Origin of the sequence: Flavobacterium plantiphilum, assembly GCF_046000495.1 — a bacterium.
GTDB classification, from domain to species: domain Bacteria; phylum Bacteroidota; class Bacteroidia; order Flavobacteriales; family Flavobacteriaceae; genus Flavobacterium; species Flavobacterium plantiphilum.
Genome location: NZ_JBELQA010000002.1, coordinates 1 through 19676, shown reverse-complemented (window position 1 = coordinate 19676; position 19676 = coordinate 1). Strand labels below are relative to the sequence as shown.

General features: G+C 33.9%; 12 protein-coding genes. 9 read left to right on the top strand and 3 right to left on the bottom strand.

Annotated features, from left to right (window positions below; translation table 11 throughout):
* Nucleotides 1-150: 150 nt before the first annotated feature.
* Nucleotides 151-2898 carry a TonB-dependent receptor domain-containing protein gene (locus ABS764_RS02860; protein ID WP_408079783.1) on the bottom strand — a complete coding sequence of 916 codons (2748 nt, stop codon included), beginning with the start codon at nucleotides 2896-2898 and terminating at the stop codon, nucleotides 151-153.
* 177 nt (nucleotides 2899-3075) lie between these two features.
* Between ABS764_RS02860 and ABS764_RS02855 the strand changes: the two genes are divergently transcribed.
* The 8 genes from ABS764_RS02855 (at nucleotide 3076) to phoU (ending at nucleotide 11486) form a co-directional block, all read left to right on the top strand.
* Nucleotides 3076-3762, top strand: coding sequence for a response regulator transcription factor (locus tag ABS764_RS02855; protein WP_073241962.1), 687 nt, complete (start codon nucleotides 3076-3078; stop codon nucleotides 3760-3762).
* Between the two features lie 316 nt (nucleotides 3763-4078).
* Nucleotides 4079-5158 carry a sensor histidine kinase gene (locus tag ABS764_RS02850; RefSeq protein WP_408079781.1) on the top strand — a complete coding sequence of 360 codons (1080 nt, stop codon included), beginning with the start codon at nucleotides 4079-4081 and terminating at the stop codon, nucleotides 5156-5158.
* 342 nt (nucleotides 5159-5500) lie between these two features.
* A complete protein-coding gene (locus tag ABS764_RS02845) occupies nucleotides 5501-6685 on the top strand; it encodes a porin (protein ID WP_408079779.1) in 1185 nt (394 codons plus the stop codon).
* A gap of 105 nt (nucleotides 6686-6790) precedes the next feature.
* Entirely contained in the window at nucleotides 6791-7654 is an 864-nt protein-coding gene (locus tag ABS764_RS02840; RefSeq protein WP_408079777.1) for a PstS family phosphate ABC transporter substrate-binding protein, read from the top strand.
* A 169-nt stretch (nucleotides 7655-7823) separates the two neighbouring features.
* On the top strand, nucleotides 7824-9032 hold the full coding sequence (pstC, locus tag ABS764_RS02835) for a phosphate ABC transporter permease subunit PstC (RefSeq protein ID WP_408079775.1): 1209 nt from the start codon (nucleotides 7824-7826) through the stop codon (nucleotides 9030-9032).
* 2 nt (nucleotides 9033-9034) lie between these two features.
* The gene (gene pstA, locus ABS764_RS02830) at nucleotides 9035-9916 is read left to right on the top strand and encodes a phosphate ABC transporter permease PstA (protein ID WP_408079773.1); all 882 of its coding nucleotides are present in this window, start codon (nucleotides 9035-9037) and stop codon (nucleotides 9914-9916) included.
* 104 nt (nucleotides 9917-10020) lie between these two features.
* A complete protein-coding gene (gene pstB, locus ABS764_RS02825) occupies nucleotides 10021-10773 on the top strand; it encodes a phosphate ABC transporter ATP-binding protein PstB (protein WP_408079771.1) in 753 nt (250 codons plus the stop codon).
* A gap of 44 nt (nucleotides 10774-10817) precedes the next feature.
* Nucleotides 10818-11486, top strand: coding sequence for a phosphate signaling complex protein PhoU (gene phoU / locus ABS764_RS02820; RefSeq protein WP_408079769.1), 669 nt, complete (start codon nucleotides 10818-10820; stop codon nucleotides 11484-11486).
* Between the two features lie 75 nt (nucleotides 11487-11561).
* On the opposite strand, the gene ABS764_RS02815 is transcribed toward phoU, so the two are convergent.
* A complete protein-coding gene (locus tag ABS764_RS02815) occupies nucleotides 11562-12200 on the bottom strand; it encodes a response regulator (RefSeq protein WP_408079767.1) in 639 nt (212 codons plus the stop codon).
* Nucleotides 12201-12211: 11 nt separating this feature from the next.
* A complete protein-coding gene (locus ABS764_RS02810) occupies nucleotides 12212-13624 on the bottom strand; it encodes a sensor histidine kinase (RefSeq protein WP_408079765.1) in 1413 nt (470 codons plus the stop codon).
* Nucleotides 13625-14040: 416 nt separating this feature from the next.
* Between ABS764_RS02810 and ABS764_RS02805 the strand changes: the two genes are divergently transcribed.
* Nucleotides 14041-19676, top strand: a 5636-nt coding sequence (locus tag ABS764_RS02805) for a beta strand repeat-containing protein (protein ID WP_408079763.1), incomplete at its 3' end; no start/stop codon positions are given.

The window sequence follows — 19676 nt, the reverse complement described above, 5'->3', positions numbered from 1 at the left end:
AAGACGGAAGTTATCTAAGGGTTATCTAATCTTTATTTTAAAATTGAATAATTGTAAATTTAATGTTACTGATTTTATTGCATTCAGTATTGTATAGTGCTAAAAAAAGCAGTCCGAAAACTGCTTTTATTTTTTGATAATAATTTAAGTTTAGAATAAGCTGTATTTAATTCCTAAACTGAAATCAAGTCCTGTCTTGTATGAATAGGTTGTCGCATTGCCCTCAGCGTTTTCCTGATATCTTTCGATTTTACTATCCAAAAGATTTTTTACATTGAAGCTGATATTTAAACGTTCTCCGATAGCTGCACTGGAAATAAAGTTAAGTGTTGGAATTCCTCTTTCCATAACATTTCCTCCGGTTTGTATATTTCCAAGAGAATAAATTCTGTCATGAAAATAATTTCCAACTAATGAGATAGTTGGTTTAAAACTACCTGCTTCAATTCGGTAGGTCAGATCTGCATTTAGTAAAAGGGGAGATGCACCTTGTAAACCGTCTTTAGAATCATTGAAGCTCACACTAATTGTATTATTGGTTTCTGCGGCTACTTTTTCTGAATCTAATTTTTGTTCAGAATACATATAAGTGAAATTAAAACCTGCCGAAAGGTTTGATTTATCTTCTACATTCCATAGGTTTTTTCTAATTTCAAATTCAACACCTGCAACAAATGCATTGTCTCCGGCATTTACAAAAGTGTTATCATTTAGAGCAGAATTTAATCGGGCTTTACTAATAGGATCCATAATATATTTTCCAAAACCAGTTACCGAAATCAATTCGTCACTACTTGGAAACAATTCCCATTTAATATCAAAATTATAATTGTCAGATGGATTTAAGAATGCGTTACCCACGGTGCTTTCTCCCACAACTTCAAAACGGAAAGGTGCTTTTTCAATAAATTGAGGTAAAGTATACGTCTTACTAGCAGCTACTCTTAAATTTTGTTTATCGTTTAAAGTATATTTTAATGTTGCAACCGGAAGAATGTAAAGTTTATCAATTTTTGCATCATCAAAATTTACATTTGGTAAAGAGATATTGGTATCCCATTCCATTTCCTGTAAAACTTTTTCTGCTCTTACACCTACGGTATAGGTTAATTTCTCTGATGGAGAATATTCAAGATTTGCAAGTCCGGAGTGAATGTTTACATCTGCATTATAAGTAAAAGGTTTTAAACTACCTGCGTTTCTTGAAGTCAGAATCTTAAACGTATTGTTGACGTTTGTTGACTCAGACTGGTTTTCAGCATTTAGGAAATCGTCAATAGTATCCGGACTTGTTTCTATTCCTCCGTTAATTCTGAAATTGAATTGTGTAGCTTCAAAATCTCTGGATTTAATTCTTCCGTTATAACCAAAAGTCAATTTCCCTTTGTAATCTTCTTCTCCTTCACCTTTAAATAGCTTATAATCAAAAACTGCTTTTGCTGCAGCTTCATTTTCTTTCAAAGACTGAAAATATCGGTTGTTAGTTGATTGTGAATTGGTATTAAAAATATAGCCATTTGTGCTTTCTACTAAAGTACTTGTAATCCTGTCAGGCATATCAGAATTTACGATTCCAAAAGAACCGCCCCAGTTTAATGTTAATCTCTCTGAAAGTTCATGTTTTCCTAAAAGCTGGTTTAAAAACAATTTGTTTTGCTCCGTAATAGTTTGTCTTGTAAAACTATCTGATCCGTTTTCATTAATAAATCCATATTCGTTTACATCGCTTTTTGAAGAGTTTACAAAAACGCTATTCCATTTTACAGAATTGTTCGAATTGATTTTGTAAGCAACATTCGCCATTCCTGTTGACTTTGTTACATATTCATATTTATCAACATCATAAAAATCCTCAATAATATTGTTATTGGTGTTTCCAATATTTCTTTGAGAACCCTGTTTCAGGTTGTATCCATTCTCAAAAGAGGCTGTTCCAAAGAAACTCAATTTTCCGTTTTCTCCAATGTTGAAATTTTTACCTCCAGAGATTCCTAGGTTTGCATCAATTGGATTGTTTTTTTTATTAGGAGACCATCTGTTTTCAAATTGATAAACACTGATATTGTTTGGCTTTTTTACATTATAGAATCCTGATTTTTGAACTCCGTCTGCCATTTTAAAATCAGCGTTAAAAGCATTGTTGTTTAAACCGCTTCCAATTTCGATATTTAATGTTCCTTTTCCAATATGTTCTTTTGATACGATGTTGATATTTGCTCCTCCAACATCTCCGTAAGAATCGGGATAATATGTTTTGCTAACACCAATGGACTGAATAACATCGGTTGAAAATAAATCCAAAGCAACGTTTTTATTTGTAGGCTCATTAGATGGTAAAGGTAGTCCGTTGAAAGTGGTACTGTTGTAACGATCTCCCAATCCGCGTACAAAAATACCAGCTGTTCCGTCCTGTTTTGAAATACCGGTTACTTTAGTCACTGCTGCTGCGGCATCGCTAACACCTTTTCGTGTCATTTCCTGTGCTCCAATAGCCTGTTTAATCTCCACGGCATTTTTTTGTTCTAATAATAAGGCAGTTTCTTTTTGTCTGTTTACAACCGTTTTAATCACTACATCATCCAGTGCGTAAGCTCCTGCTGATAATGCCTGATTGATTACAAGTTTAGCACCATCAGTTACTTTTACAGGAACTTCTTTAGGTTCGTATCCTATGAAAGTATATTGAATAACATAGCTTCCTGGTGCAAGGCTAATAGTGTATTTTCCATCAATATCTGTTGTTGCACTAACTTTAGTTCCTTTTACAAAAACATTTGCAAAGGGTAATGTCTCATTGTTCGCATCTTTGTCTGTTATTACCCCTGAAATTGTACCTTTGCTTTGTGCAAAGCTTAATGTTGTAATAAAAAGTGATAGAATAAATAATCTAAGTTTCATAATTGATTAAATTTTTTGCAAAGAAATGGTAGCTTTGTAAAGTTCATGTTAATCGGTTGTTACTATTGTGTTGCTGTAGTATTACTAAATTGTTATCTCTTTAAATTACCGTTAACACGCGTTTTATGCTGTTTTTTTATTATTACATTTACCATCGCAAAAGAAAATTTGCTATATATGAAAAAGAAAAACACAAAAATTTTACTGGTTGATGATGAACCGGATATTTTAGAAATTGTAGGTTATAACCTATCGCAGGAAGGCTACCAGATTGTTACGGCTTCCAATGGAAAAGATGCCATTGCTAAAGCAAAAAAAGAATTACCTGACCTGATTATTATGGATGTGATGATGCCTGAAATGGATGGGATGGAAGCTTGTGAAAATATCAGAAACATTCCTGAATTAAGTAACGTAATCATTACTTTCTTAACTGCAAGAAGTGAAGATTATTCTCAGGTTGCCGGTTTTGATGCCGGTGCAGATGATTATATCACAAAACCGATTAAACCAAAATTGCTTGTCAGTAAAGTAAAAGCGTTATTACGCAGATTAAAAGAATCCGGCGAGCAGGATAGTGAAACACTTAATGTAGGCGGTATTGAAATCAATCGTGAAGAATATAAGATTATCAAAGACGATATCGAGATTGCTCTGCCCCGAAAAGAATTTGAATTGTTTTATCTTTTAGCTTCAAAACCTGGAAAAGTATTTAAAAGAGACGAGATTTTAGATAAAGTCTGGGGCAATGAAGTAGTGGTAGGCGGAAGAACTATTGACGTGCACATTAGAAAACTTCGTGAGAAAATAGGAGACGAACTTTTTAAAACAATAAAAGGAGTAGGTTACAAATTTGAAGTGTAATTTTCAAAAAACATATAATAAATGAATGAAATAATATTTGTTATAACCCTATAAGACATATAAGTTTAACTAATGATGTTATTAGTTAGACTTTTTTCTTTTTATAAAAGAAGTGCACTCAAGTGACTGTCTGGTAAGTTGAATATTTCAATAGTAATAATAATTTTAAGTTTATAACAATTTTCTTTTTGTTCTTCAGGTTTATATGCTCTACTTTTAAAAGTTATATTTTTGTAATACGAAAGACAAAAAACTATCTGATTGATATGGTAAAAAAAAAGCAGGATTGTTATTATTTACGAGCAAAGACAAATGAATGAAAATTAGTTTTAAAAAAACGTATAAGTTTGCCATAAAGTCGGCATTTTACATTAGCCTTTTTTCTACTGCTTTTGTCCTTTTTCTGGTAACAGTTATCTTTAAAGCTACAACTCAGCGTTTGTGGCTTTTTGGGTTGTTTTTTGTTTGTGTGATTTATCTTTTTTCTTTTTTAGTTCTGCAGTATCGTGTGGAGCGTTTTATCTACAGAAGAGTAAAAAAAATCTACGATGATGTTTCTCTTTTAGAATCCAGCACACTTATCAATCAGCCTATCACTACAGATATGGAAACTTTAACAAGAGAAGTTAAAAAGTTTGCTACGGATAAAAAGCTGGAAATAGAAATGCTGCAGGTGCGTGAAGAATACAGAAGAGAGTTCCTGGGAAATATTTCGCATGAATTAAAAACGCCTTTGTTTACCGTTCAGGGGTACATTTCTACTTTGCTGGACGGAGCAATGGAAGATAAGACTATCAGAAAAAAATATTTAAAACGTGCCGATAAAGGTGTCGAGCGTTTGATATATATTGTAGAAGATTTAGATATGATTACTAAATTAGAATCGGGTGATCTGAATTTAGAAATTACTGAATTTGATATAGTCGAACTAATCCGGAATGTTTTTGAGCTGCTGGAAATGAAAGCCGACAAGAAAAAAATTACACTGGCTTTCGAGAATGAATACATCCGTCCTAATTTTGTAAAAGCAGATAAAGACAGAATCCAGCAGGTTGTAGAAAATCTGATTGTAAATTCGATTAAATACGGTAAAAAAGAAGGGACTACTGAAGTAGCGGTAGTGAATCTGACTAAAGAAAAAGTATTAGTCCGCATTAGTGATGATGGAGAAGGGATTGAAAAACAAAATATCCCAAGGCTTTTTGAACGTTTTTATCGTGTTAATAAAAGTGGTTCCCGGGCAGAAGGCGGTTCCGGATTAGGATTAGCGATTGTAAAACATATTATAGAAGCTCATAAAGAAAAAATATATGTTGAAAGTGAATTTGGTATTGGTTCTGAATTTTCTTTTACCATAGAAAAAGCAAATACCAGAAAGAAACAGGAGCTCAAATAATTTTCTAAAAAAAAATAGGTTTATAAAAGGTGTAGTTGTTCATTCAACTGCACCTTTTTTTTGTGCTTTTTAATCAAAAATAGATTTGAAAGCAGTTTTTTGGGAGTTTCAAAACAGGCTTGTTTTTTTCAATGTTAAGTAAATGTTAAGCAAATAAACCTTGCGAAGTATTGATTTTACTGGCTTTTTGATTTTTGTATAATGTCTTTCTTATATAATTGTATCTCAATGTGAACAAAAGTTTACGTTATATTCTCTTAACGATAACTCAGGCTTAATATTTAGCATGAAGTTTAATATTAGGTTTGCACAAAAATAATATAATATTGATTCAGGGTTAAAATGAAAAAGAAATTATTTGTTATACTACTAATGTTCTCTATGATTGGATTTGCACAGGAAAGCAAAAAAACAGAAGGATATAGTGTGAATAAAAAGAAATTAGGTTTCACTGCAACTGATAGTTTATTTCAGGTGAATATTGGTTTTAGAATTCAGAGCAGAGCAGGTTTTGAAAAAACGGAAGGTGAAAATGGTTTTTATGAAGGAGAGGTGAGAAGAATGCGATTGAAGCTGGATGGTTTTGTATATAACCCAAAATTTGGTTATAAAATCGAACTTGGATTTGCGGCTAAAGACATGGTAACTCTTGATAATAAGAATGGAAATGTGATACTGGATGCGGTATTCTTTTACCATCCCACTAAAAACTGGACTATTGCTTTTGGACAGACAAAATTACCAGGGAATAATCAGCGTGTAATTTCTTCAGGGTCATTGGAGTTTACAGACAGAACCATTAATAATTCTCAATTTAATATTGATCGTGATTTTGGTCTTTTTGTAGATTACAGTCATGAAAACCCAACAAAATTTGCTTATTCATTGAAAGGTGCTATAACAAAAGGAGAGGGAAGAAACTGGGTAAAAACAGAGGATGACGGAATTGCTTTAACTGCTAAAGCTGAATTATTTCCTCTAGGCTCTTTTACAAAACACGGTTCGCTTTTTGAGGCCGATTTAGAAAGAGAAAAATCTTTAAAATGGATGATATCGGGTGCATTTTCTCAAAACAACAACGCCTTGAGAAAACAAGGACAATTAGGAAGTGAGTTGTTCGAACCCCGTACAATTAAATCTTTGTTTTTTGATACAATGCTAAAATACCGCGGCTGGTCTGCTATCGGAGCTTATATGTCGAGTATGTGTAATGATCCTGTTACAGTGAATCCATTAGATGTAACTAAGACTCAAAGTGTATTTGTAGGATATGGTATTGATACACAGCTGAGTTATGTTTTTCCGTCAAATTATCAAATCGGAGCGCGGTTTTCTATTCAGAAAGCGGATGATGAGATACATGCTAATGTGCCGGATGCTGATGAATATGCAATAGGAGTATCCCGGTATATTTTAGGTCATAAACTTAAATTCCAAACAGAGTTTTCTTATAGAAAAGATAAATTTGTTTCAGGTGATACAAGTGGAACATGGTATGTGCGTGGACAAGTAGAAATAGGTATATAAATTTAATAAATATATAAGGACTCTTTAGGGTTTAATTGCTTAATAATGAATTAACGCAGGCTTAATATTGAGGAGTTACTTTTGCAACAATTAATTTAAAACAAAATGAAAAAAACAAAATTATTTTTGATTTTACCTTTAATAGGTATGTTGAGTTGTGGTAAGGCTAAAACTGAAGACAAAACTTCAGAGGATAATGCAGCAGCTGTTTCGGTAACTATAAAAGGAAGTGATACTGTTTTGCCGTTAGCTCAAAAAGAAGCTGAAGATTTGATGAAATCAGACAAAAACGTAAGTATCACAGTAGTAGGTGGCGGATCAGGAGTGGGAATTACTGCCCTTGTTGACGGAACTACAGATATTGCTATGGCGTCGAGAGATTTAAAAACGGAAGAAAAATTAAAATTTTCTGAGGAGAAAAAAGAAATCGAACAAGTAATTATTGCTTTTGATGCATTAACAGTTATTGTTAATCCGGCTAATAAAGTATCACAGCTAACCCGTGAGCAATTAGAGAAAATTTTTACCGGTGAAATTAAAAACTGGAAAGAAGTAGGTGGTGCAGATGAGAAAATCGTAGCCTATTCAAGAGAATCATCTTCAGGAACCTACGAGTTTTTTAAAGAAGAAGTAATGGAAAAGAAAAACTATGCCACTGATGTATTAAGTTTACCGGCTACTGGGGCAATTGTTCAGGCAGTTAGTCAGACTAAAGGTGCTATTGGTTATATTGGTTTAGCTTATGAAACTAAAGAAGTAAAACAATTAGGGGTTTCTTATGATCAGGGAAAAACTTTTATCGAACCATCTGTAGCAAGTGCTAAAGATAAAACGTATCCAATCTCAAGACCATTGTTTTATATGTTTGATAAAACGAATGCTGCTAAAGTAAAATCAATTGTTGATTATGCACTTTCAGAACAAGGTCAAAAAACAGTTTCTGATATTGGATATATTCCATTAAACTAATAAAGGTTGTTATTCTGTATTAAAAAAGGTTATCATTATCGGTAGCCTTTTTTATTGATTATTTTCTAAAAATACAATTGCTTAACATTAAGTTAACTTAAACATAATCACTACAGAACGTTGTTTGCTTAAAGCCGCTGTAGTTTTGCAAAAAATAAAAGATACTGATTTGAAAACAAATTTGAAACAGCTAAAAGAAAAAATCATTGAAACGATTTTGATGCTGAGCGGTGCGGCTACCAGTATAACAGTAGTTTTGATTGTCTTTTTTTTATTTATTGAAGGTGCCGGTGTTTTTAACAGAAAACCAATTGATGACGGGTATTTGTTAGCGGTGAATGCTACTAATAAAGTTAAAGGACTTCATCCGTCACAGATTAAAGATATTTTTGATAAAAAAATCACGAATTGGAATCAGGTAGGAGGAGAAAACAGACCTATCGTATTGTTTCGGACAAGTGATATTACCGATTATTACACAGAAGAAGAATTAGGTCCTGATTTTGAATATTTCCCGGAAAAGATTAATGAGTTAATCAGTAAACAACCAGGGATTATAGCTTTCTTTTCAGATAAATATAAGTCGGATAATTTTAGTGGCAGAGAATTAGATATTGATAAAATCAAGGTTGGAGAATTTTTGTCTGGCGAAGAATGGTTTCCTACTGCCCAGCCTATTGCTCAAATGGGAGTGAAGCCTTTGATTTACGGAACTTTGTGGGTAAGTTTTGGTGCTATTTTATTGGCTTTACCTATTGGGTTAGCGGCAGCAATTTACCTTAGTGAAATTGCTAAAAAAAGAACCCGCAGTTTATTAAAACCTTTAATCGAATTATTAGCCGGAATTCCATCGGTAGTGTATGGTTTTTTTGGATTAGTAGTTATTGTTCCTTTAATACAAAGTACTTTTAATTTACCTGTAGGAGAAACTGCATTAGCAGGAAGTGTGGTCTTGGCCATTATGGCTTTGCCTACTATTATTACCATTTCAGAAGATGCTATGCGTAATACGCCTCGTGCCATGAAAGAAGCCAGTTTAGCACTTGGAGCCAGTAAGTGGCAAACTATTTATAAAGTAGTAATGCCTTATTCGGCATCCGGGATTACAGCCGGAGCTATTTTAGGAATTGGAAGGGCTATTGGAGAAACGATGGCTGTTTTAATGGTTACCGGAAATGCAGCAGTAATTCCCCATACACTTTTAGCACCGGTACGAACTATTCCTGCAACTATAGCTGCCGAACTGGGTGAAGCGCCCAATGGTGGTTTGCATTATGAAGCTTTATTTGCTTTAGGTTGTATTTTATTCTTAATCACCTTTGGGATTAACATGTTGGTAGAATTAGTGACTAACAGAAAATCACACAAAAAACATTAATAATGAATTCAGAAAATAATAAATTAGCCCGTAAAAAAAGAATCAGTCAGAACATTGCTTTTGGGATTTTTACAGTTGTCAGTTATGCTATTGTCGCTCTTTTATTTGTTATATTAGCTTTTATTGTGATCAAAGGAATCAGCGTAATCAGCTGGGAGTTTATTACTGCAATGCCAAGTGACGGAATGACTGAAGGCGGAATTTTTCCGGCTATTGTGGGTACCCTTTGTCTGGTTTTTGCGAGTATGGTTTTTGCTTTTCCGGTGGGTGTTTTAGCAGCTATTTACATGAATGAATATGTAAAGGATGGTTGGGTAAAAAAAATAATTAAACAAATGACTAATAACCTTGCGGGCGTACCTTCCATTGTTTTTGGATTATTTGGAATGTCATTGTTTGTCAATAAATTAGGTTTTGGAGATTCTATTCTGGCTGGTGGTTTAACATTAGGATTATTAGTGCTTCCTGTAGTGATCAGAACTACCGAAGAATCCCTGAAAGCAGTAGATGCCACTTTCAGACAAGCCAGTTTGGGCTTGGGAGCTACTAAGTGGCAAACGACAAGTAAAGTGGTTCTGCCTATTGCTTTTCCTAATATTATTACCGGTTTGATTCTTTCAATCGGAAGAGTTTCGGGAGAAACAGCTCCTATTTTATTTACCGTAGCGGCTTATTTTTTGCCTAAATTACCTTCTTCTGTTTTTGATCAGGCTATGGCGTTACCGTACCATTTATATGTAATTGCGACCAGTGGAACTAACATAGAGAAATCCCGTGCAATGGCTTATGGAACAGCACTTATCTTAATTTTAATTGTATTAATCTCTAATTTATTAGCAAATGCACTTCGTAAATATTACGGAAAAAAAGTAAAAATGAATTAATACTGTTTGTTAGAAAAGACAACAGAATATTGGAACAAATAAAAATAATACAACGGCATTATACCAGAATCAGCTGTTTTATAAAGTAAAGTAAAAAGTATAACATGTACAAAATAGAATCCAGAAACGTAGACTTTTTTTACGGAGAAACTCAGGCCTTACACGATATTTCTTTGTCGATAAAGGAAAACACCGTGACGGCGCTTATTGGCCCATCGGGATGTGGAAAATCTACCTACCTGCGTTTGTTGAACCGAATGAATGATCTGATTGATAATACCCGAATGGAAGGGAGTATTTTAATTGACCAGAAAGATATTTATCTTAGAAATACTAATGTAGATGATTTGAGAAAGAATGTAGGAATGGTTTTTCAAAAACCGAATCCTTTTCCTAAAACAATCTATGAAAATGTAGCTTACGGTTTAAGAGTAAATGGTATTGAGGATAAAAAAATTATTGAAGAAAGAGTAGTCACTTCTATTGAGCAGGTGGCGCTATGGGATGAGGTAAAAGATAAATTAAAAAAATCGGCATTTGAACTTTCAGGAGGACAGCAACAGCGTTTGTGTATTGCTCGTGCATTAGCAATTCAGCCTTCTGTTTTATTAATGGATGAACCTACTTCGGCATTAGATCCTATATCGACTTCTAAAATCGAAGAATTGATTCATGAATTGAAAAATAAATATACGATTGTTATTGTAACTCATAATATGCAGCAGGCTGCACGTGTAAGTGATAATACAGCTTTTTTCTATATGGGTAAACTGATTGAACACAATAAAACAAAAACAATTTTTACAAAACCAACAATACAGCAAACTGAGGATTATATAACAGGAAGATTTGGTTAATTTTTATATAGTATCATCAGTTAGCAACTTTTAAATTAAATAAAATGGCATCACACTTCGAAATAGAATTAGAAAAGCTTAAAAATGTAATTATCAAAATTGGTAATCTTGCAGAATCCCAATTGAGCGAAGCTGTAAAAGCGTTACTTTCTGAGCCGATGGCCGAAAAGAAGGAAGTAAAAAAGACCGAAGATAAAATCGACAAACTGGATGTGAAAATCGATGAGATTTGTCAGACTATCTTTGCTCTACAACAGCCTGTAGCTTCTGATTTGCGATTCATTATGGCTTCAATGCAAATTAGTAATGAAATTGAAAGAATAGGGGATTTAGCAATGAGTGTTATCAAAAACTCCAAGAATATTAAAGACAAACATGATTTAATAATCAAATTTAATATTGCGGAATTAGCCAAGCAGGTGGAACAGATTACAGTGAAAATGAATCAGTGTTTTCTGGACAGAAGTGAAACTACAATAGGGGAGATTTTTGTTCTTAATAACAGTATTAAAAAAGGAACAGACGATACCATTCATAATTTAATGAATGAGATGAAATCTAACTCTAAGACTGTTGTTTCGGGGATGAACTTAGTGATGGTCTTAAAACATTTAGAACGCATTTCAGAACATTGTACTAACATTGCCGAGCATGTTCATTTTATGATTAAGGCTAAGATTATCAAACACGAAAAATTTGATGACAGGCAATAAGTAATTTTGCAAATTTATTATTAAGCTGGGTTTTTCAACAAAGAGAAGAGCCTGGCTTTTTTATTATACAGGTTTTTAGTTGTCCAGTCCTAAGGATTTGTTGAATAAAGAAATGAGTTCTACAATGTTTTTTATATGTAGTTTATTAAAAATTTTATTTTTATGAGTGCTTACAGTGGTGAGCTGAATGCTTAGTTTATTCGCTATTTCGATATTTCCGTCACCCTGAACCAGTAATTCAGAGATTTCTCTTTCCCGTTTGGATAGTTTGTCCAGCGGATTGATACTTTCTTTATTTGTTGAAGCCTTTACTAAATTTTTGATTATATCAGGAGTTAAATAATTCCCTGTTTTTAAAATAGAATCGACTGCACTGGTCAGTTTTTTTTTGTCACTTAATTTATTAAGGTATCCATTTGCTCCGGCTATAACATACGGACAGGCATGAGTTTCTTCTTCATATACCGAAAAAATAAGTATTTTTACATCCTCCTGAATTTCTCTTATTTGTTCAATCATAGCAGTATTGCGACCACCGGGAATATTTATATCTAATATGATTAAATCAAATTTCTTTTCTTTTAATACAGCTAAGGTTTCGTTGTAGTTTTCTGAGGTTGTAATCGTGATATTCTTGAATTTCTCTTCTAATATGATTGAAACACCGGTTCTTACCACTAAATGGTCGTCAACTATAAGGATTTCTTTTTGCATAGCTTAAATATTTAGATTAAAGACTTGTTTTGTTTTAAATTGATATCAATTGTTACAGTTGTTCCTTGGTTACTCGGGTTTGAAAATGAAATATCTCCTTTAAGGATAATTAATAATTCTAAAACAAGATGTAAACCGATGCCGTAAGTACTTAGAATTAATTTCTCAGTATCTCTGTTTTTAAACAGGCTGTTGTAATAGTCAATAATATCCTGACTCATTCCTGAACCGGTATCTTTTACCCAGTAAGTTATATTTTCTGAATTGATATGAGCGCCTATCTCTATAATGCCAGAAAAAGTATTTTTTACTGCATTGTCTATCAGATTATGAATAATTATGGAGATGATTCTTATGTTTAAATCTGATTTTAAATTTAAATCGGTTTTATTGATAATTTTCGTACCGTTATTGGCAGCGATTTCTTCAAAAAAGTTTTTTTTGTTTTCAATTAAATCATAAACAGAATATGGGGTTTGATTGTAGTCACGATCCTCGATATATATTTTGGAATATTCAATCAGTGTTTTAGTAAATTCATAGAGTTGTGAAGAGGATTTATAGATTGAATTTACATATTTAGTTAAGGTAGCATCTTTGGATTTTTTAGTGTTGCTGCTCAGGTGTTTTGCAATTAGCTGAATATATTTTAACGGACTTCTGATATCGTGACTGACTGTTCCTATTATTTTTTTATGTTGAATAATTTCAGAATGTAAATCTTGTTTTGTTTTTTCCAAATCATTAATTATAGCTTCCAGCTGTTCTTTTTGCTGGTTCAGCTCCTGTTTGGATTTTATTATTTTTCTCAGCATGGCACTGTAGTAAATACTGATAGAACCAATAATTATACAGATAAAGAAAATGTTTGTTAAAAGAAGGTAGTACTTTACTGTTCGTGTTCCTTTTCCCAGAGAGTTAGAGAAATTATCTTCTTTAATAGCAATTTTTTTACTGATATTGTCCAGTATTTCTAATGTTTGAATTTTTTCATCGATATCGATTTCGTTATTGTCTAATTTTTCTTTTACTTGATGACCTGTTTGATATAATTCTAAATTCAGTTCATCCCCAGCTTTCCATTCGGCTATCGCATTTTTAAAAAAAGAGAAATTTTTAAAATTTTTATACAACCAGATCATGTCATTCAAGTCTTCCTCGCTATTTTGACCTTCTCTGAATCCTTGTTTTATTGTTTCAGTATCTAATTCGCCTTCTAATGCGATTCGGGCTTTGGCATCACCTATAGGGATAGCAAGATTTGCTTTAAAATTTGTCCAATATTCATTTTTGGAAGTAAAAATGTAATTGATCAGGTTGCGTGTGGCAATGTTATGCCCTTTAGAATAGCGGGATTCTCCATTAACATATGCTCTGGTAGCCGAAAGTGTTTTAATAGTGTAAAAATTGATGACTATTAACATGGAGCAAGCGGTTAATATTATAATCAAAAAAGTGATAGTATTTGCTTTAGCCTGTTTCAATCTTTTCAAAAAAATAAGTTGGTGTAATTTGATTGGGTTGTTAATGTAAGAAATCCAATGACACGGAAAGCAATTTTTATCAATGTCAGGATTCTTCTTCACAAATATACCATTATAATTAAGTACTTTTTGTAAGAATAAATCTGTTTTGAGATTGAATTTTAGCTATTTTTTAATAGTTTTTATTTTGTTAAGTTATAGTTTTATGTCTAGCATAATTCTGTTTCTATCTCTATCGTATCCTTTAATTTTGTCAATAAATCTTTATTGCTGTTGATTTTATAATTTTTATAGTCTTACTATTCGGATAAAAAAGCCTTAGCATGGATTTCAGTCAAAATTAAATTTTTTGAATTATGAGAAAAAACTACCCAGATTTATCTAATCAAACCTTTACCGATATTAAAAAAACAAGAAGCGGATTCCGTTCTCTTCTATTAGTTATTGGTTTTATATTATTGTCTTTAAATTCTTACGGACAATGTAATGTTGAAATTCCAACACCTTTTGTGTCTGATAATTTTGATGATTTGTCAGTATCTACAAATACTACTGGTGCATGTGCTGAATTATTAGGTTGTGGTATAGATAATGAAAACAGATTAACAGATACAAGTCTAACTAATTTTGCCACGGCTAGTTTTGGGGTATTAAGTGTTGGTACTAATCATTCATTAAGAGTGACTGATGGTAATACCACGTATGCTGCTGGGACATTTGCAGGATTCAAAATTTCGCCTAGCGGAGGATTGCTAAGTTTAGATTTATTAAATGGTGTAACTATAATAACTTATAATGATGGTAATCTGAGAGAAACATTCACTGGAGCATCTTTATTAAGTTTGAATCTGCTATCAGGTTCGGATGAGTATATTGTTGGTTTTAATACAACTCAAAGCTTTGATGCTGTAGAAATTGTTTTAAATGGAGGAGTGGCTTTACTGAGTTCTACTAATATATATCATGCAGTTGTAAGAGAATATTGTGCAGGACCAGCTTTGGACTGTAATACAGTTACTAAAATGAGTTTGCCAACTTTCCCTGTAGCCATTAGTCAGGCTAATACAGGAATGTCAGGTATTAGTGTAGGTAGTGTTTCTAATGTTGAAAATGCGATTAGCTCTAATGATGCTGATTATGCAACAATTGATTTAACTGTTGGTTTATTAGCGTCAGGAAGTATCGCTGTAAAAGATCAGCTTACTGATTATCCGGCAGGAACTTATGCCGGTTTTGAAATAGAAAATACGGGTCTTTTAAATATAGCTGCTTTAGGAAATGTTGTCGTTTCTACTTATTTAAACGGAGCTGTACAAGAACAATTCAGCGGTAGTGATTTAGTTGCAAATGTTGGATTGCTTCCTTCGGCAGGTCGTTTTAAACTGGGATTTGTTAGTACACTGAGTTTTGATGAAGTGAAATTATCTCTTAATCAGACTGTTGGTTTAAATCTTGGGACTACAAGAGTATATGGTGCTGTTTTTCAAACATTCTGTGCAGGACCAGCTTTAGATTGTAATACAAAAACAGCTTTGACTTCTCCAACATTCCCGGTTTATGTAAACAATGTAAATTCAGGTATTAATGGGGTGCTTTGTGCTTTATGTGAAGTAGTTAATCAGGATAATTTAGTAGATGCTGATCCTAATAATTATGCAGAAGTTAATCTGGCAGTAGGATTAGGAACTACAGGAAGTTTATCTGTAAAAGAACAGATTACAGATTATCCGGCAGGAACTTTTGCCGGTTATATGGTAGAAAATCCAAAATTGCTTGATGTTAATGCATTGGGTGCAGTAAGAGTTACCACTTTTTTAAATGGTGTTCAACAGGAGACAAAAACAGGTAATGGACCGTTAGTAGCTATTGGTAGTGATTTGCTGGGAGGATCAGGAAGAACAACGATCGGTTTTGTATCTACAACAGCTTTTGATGAAGTACAGATTACTTTTGAAAATTTAGTTTCCGTAAATTTAGGAGTGGTTAGAGTTTATAATGCTGTATTTGAAAGATTTTGTGCAGGTCCTCCTTTAGATTGTAATACAAAAACAGCTTTGACTTCACCAACTTATCCGGTATATATTAATAGTGATAATACGGGTATTGATGGCGTGCTTTGTGCTTTATGTACTGTTGTTAATCAGGATAATTTAATAGATGCAGATCTTACTAATTATGCTGAGGTGAATTTGTCTGTAGGAGTAGGAACAACAGGAAGCTTATCAGTTAAAGAACAAATTACGGATTATCCTGCAGGAACTTTTGCCGGTTATACTATAGAAAATCCGGCTCTGTTAACAGTTGGAGCTTTAGACGCAGTAAGAGTGACCACTTATTTAAACGGTGTACAGCAGGAAACAAAAACAGGGAACGGACCTTTAGTGTCTGTTGGTACTGATTTGTTAGTGGGTACAGGAAGAAACACTGTAGGTTTTGTCTCTACAATGCCTTTTGATGAAGTTCAGATTACTTTTGAAAATTTAGCTTCTGTAAATTTAGGACAGGTTAGAGTTTATAATGCGGTTTTCCAAAGATTATGTGATCCAGTCGTTGAATGTAATGAAGATTATGTTTTGTCAAATCCTGATTTTCCGGTTGTAATTAATGGAGACAGAACAGGAATTGACGGAGTTGCCTGCGTTTCATGTGCAGTAAATAATACAGATAACTTATTGACAGCCGATCAAACAGATTTTGCTAATATCACTTTAATTGCTGGAGTGGTTGGTTCCGGATCAGTTGCCGTAAAAGATCAGTTGTTTACTTATCCTCAGGGAACTTTTGCAGGATATGTTATCAGAGACCTTGGAACTTTAGCTCAGGTTAATTTGCTTCAGTCACTGACTATTAGTACTTATAATAATAATGTTTTACAAGAATCAAGAACTGCAGGACAGTTAATTGATTTATCTCTTTTGGGAATTGATATTTTAGGATCAACTCCAGGAGTATATAATGTAGGTTTTAAAACAAGCTTACCTTTTGATGAAATAAGACTTACGTTGAATTCTATTGCTAGTGTTATCAATTCAATAGATGTATATGGAGCATTTGTAAATACTTCAGAAAGTGACGGAGGACCGGGAAGTGGTTTAGAATGTAATTCTTCTGCAGTTACAATTACTAAAGACGGAACTTATGTTGATGCTAACAATGATGGAATTACAAATGTAGGCGACCGAATTGATTATGTTTTTGATGTAAGAAATACCGGTTTTGAGACTTTGACAAATGTAACTGTGACTGATAATAATGCCACAGTAACCGGAACTCCAATAGCGAGTCTGGCTGCCGGTGCAAATGATACCACAAGTTATACAGCAACTTATTTGATTACTCAGGCTGATATTGATGCAGGAGTAGTGTATAACTTAGCAACAGCTAGTGCAACAACTAATGTAGGAACTACTATTACAGCTACTTCTACTGATCCGACACCTTGTGCAACTTGTCCGGTAAACCCTGGATGCACGGATTGTACAGCTACACCACTAACACAAACGAATACAATTGCTTTAGTTAAAACTGCATCTGTAGGTGGAACAGGAGTTTTGGGAGACGTAATTACATATACTTTTAGTGTGACAAATACAGGAAACACAACATTGACTAATGTTGTAGTGACTGACCCGTTGCCAGGTTTAGTAATTTCAGGAAATCCAATAGCTACATTAGCTCCGGGAGCTACAAATACAAATATTACAGGAACTTATGTTATAACACAAGCCGATGTCGATGCAGGAATGGTAACTAACTCGGCTTTAGTAACTGCTAAGGATCCGCAAAATAATAATGTAACTGATATTTCAGGGACAACTATTACGACTGATGATAATACAGAAACTCCGGTGAATCAGACTAATTCGATTGCTTTGGTTAAGACAGGAAGTATTGTTGGAGCCGGAGGATTGGGTGAAACAATTACGTATACTTTTGCTGTCAAAAATACAGGAACAACAACGCTTACAAATGTAGTTGTAACTGATCCAATGTCTGGATTAATTATAACAGGAAACCCAATAGCTACATTAGCACCGGGAGCTACTAATATAAGTATCAAAGGGACTTATGATATTACTCAGGCTGATGTTGATGCAGGAAAAGTAACTAACTCAGCATTAGTTACCGCACAGGATCCACAAAATAATGATGTTACTGATATATCCGGAACTACCTTAACTACAGACGATGCCACTGAAACGCCAGTGGGTCAAAGATCAACAATTGCACTGGTTAAATCAGCAAGCGTTGGTGGTACAGGAGTTTTAAATGATGTTATTACGTATACTTTTGAAGTAACCAATACCGGAACTACAACCTTAACGGATATCATAGTAACTGATCCAATGTCTGGATTAATTATAACAGGAAATCCAATAGCTACATTAGCACCGGGAAGTACAGATACAAGTATCACAGGGACATATACTATTACTCAGGCTGATGTTGATGCAGGGAAAGTAGTTAATCAGGCAACCGTGACTGCAAATGATCCTTTAAATAATCCGGTTACGGATATCTCGGGAACTACAATTGGTACCGATGATGCTACAGAAACACCGGTAACTCAAACATCATCTGTTGCTTTAGTAAAAACAGCAGCTTCAGTTCCGGGAGGAACAAGGATTTTAGGAGATGTGATTACTTATAATTTTAGTATAACTAATACAGGAACTACTACATTAAAAAACATTGTAGTAAGTGATCCGATGGTGGGATTAACTATAACAGGAAATCCAATAGCTACATTAGCACCTGGAGCGGTTAATACAACTATCACAGGAACTTATATAATTACTCAGGCTGATATTGATGCAGGAAAAGTTACAAACTCAGCATTAGTAATAGCAAAAGATCCACAGAATAATAATGTTACGGATGTTTCCGGAACAACAGCAGTAACAGATGATGCTACGGAAACTCCGGTTACACAAACCCCTGCGATAGCTTTAGTGAAATCAGGAATTTATAATGGAAATGCTACTAGAGCATCAGTAGGAGATACGGTTACTTATACATTTAGTGTAACGAATACAGGAAATACGACATTAAGTAATGTTGTAGTAACTGACCCAATGACAGGATTGGTAATTACAGGTAATCCGATAGCTACTTTAGGTGTTGGAATGTCAAATGCAACCATTAAAGGAACATATACTATCACACAAGCTGATATTGATGCCGGAGTGGTAAGCAATACAGCTATTGCAATCGGTCAGGATCCACAGGGAGTTGATGTTCAGGATATCTCAGGAACAGCGGTTGATAATGATACCAGCACAGAGACGACTATCCCAAAATCAGGTTCATTAGCTTTTGTTAAAACAGGAGTTTATAATGGTGATGCGACTAAAGCAGTAGTAGGAGATAAGATTACCTACACTTTTACAGTAAGCAATACCGGAAATATAACGGTAAGTAATATTGTAATCAATGATGCTAAATTAGGAACGACAGCTTTGGCCTTAGTTCCATCCACTTTAGCACCATTGGCAACAGGAGTAGTTACACAGGAATATACGATTACTCAGGCTGATATTGATGCAGGAGTTGTAAGCAATACCGCTATTGCAATCGGTCAGGACCCACAGGGAGTTGATGTTCAGGACATCTCAGGAACAGCGGTTGATAATGATACCAGCACAGAGACGACTATCCCAAAATCAGGTTCATTAGCTTTTGTTAAAACAGGAGTTTATAATGGTGATGCGACTAAAGCTGTTGTAGGTGATAAGATTACGTACACTTTCACAGTAAGCAATACCGGAAATGTAACGGTAAGTAATATTGTAATCAATGATGCTAAATTAGGAACCACCGCTTTGGCCTTAGTTCCATCTACGTTAGCACCATTGGCAACAGGAGTAGTCACACAGGAATATACTATCACACAAGCTGATATTGATGCCGGAGTGGTAAGCAATACAGCTATTGCAATCGGTCAGGATCCACAGGGAGTTGATGTTCAGGATATCTCAGGAACAGCGGTTGA

What these genes read in the sequence shown, in the direction of transcription:
- ABS764_RS02860 (WP_408079783.1), bottom strand. Translation starts at nt 2,898, where the DNA reads ATGAAACTTAGATTATTTATTCTATCACTTTTTATTACAACATTAAGC.
- ABS764_RS02855 (WP_073241962.1), top strand. Translation starts at nt 3,076, where the DNA reads ATGAAAAAGAAAAACACAAAAATTTTACTGGTTGATGATGAACCGGAT.
- ABS764_RS02850 (WP_408079781.1), top strand. Translation starts at nt 4,079, where the DNA reads ATGAAAATTAGTTTTAAAAAAACGTATAAGTTTGCCATAAAGTCGGCA.
- ABS764_RS02845 (WP_408079779.1), top strand. Translation starts at nt 5,501, where the DNA reads ATGAAAAAGAAATTATTTGTTATACTACTAATGTTCTCTATGATTGGA.
- ABS764_RS02840 (WP_408079777.1), top strand. Translation starts at nt 6,791, where the DNA reads ATGAAAAAAACAAAATTATTTTTGATTTTACCTTTAATAGGTATGTTG.
- pstA (WP_408079773.1), top strand. Translation starts at nt 9,035, where the DNA reads ATGAATTCAGAAAATAATAAATTAGCCCGTAAAAAAAGAATCAGTCAG.
- pstB (WP_408079771.1), top strand. Translation starts at nt 10,021, where the DNA reads ATGTACAAAATAGAATCCAGAAACGTAGACTTTTTTTACGGAGAAACT.
- phoU (WP_408079769.1), top strand. Translation starts at nt 10,818, where the DNA reads ATGGCATCACACTTCGAAATAGAATTAGAAAAGCTTAAAAATGTAATT.
- ABS764_RS02815 (WP_408079767.1), bottom strand. Translation starts at nt 12,200, where the DNA reads ATGCAAAAAGAAATCCTTATAGTTGACGACCATTTAGTGGTAAGAACC.
- ABS764_RS02810 (WP_408079765.1), bottom strand. Translation starts at nt 13,624, where the DNA reads ATGTTAATAGTCATCAATTTTTACACTATTAAAACACTTTCGGCTACC.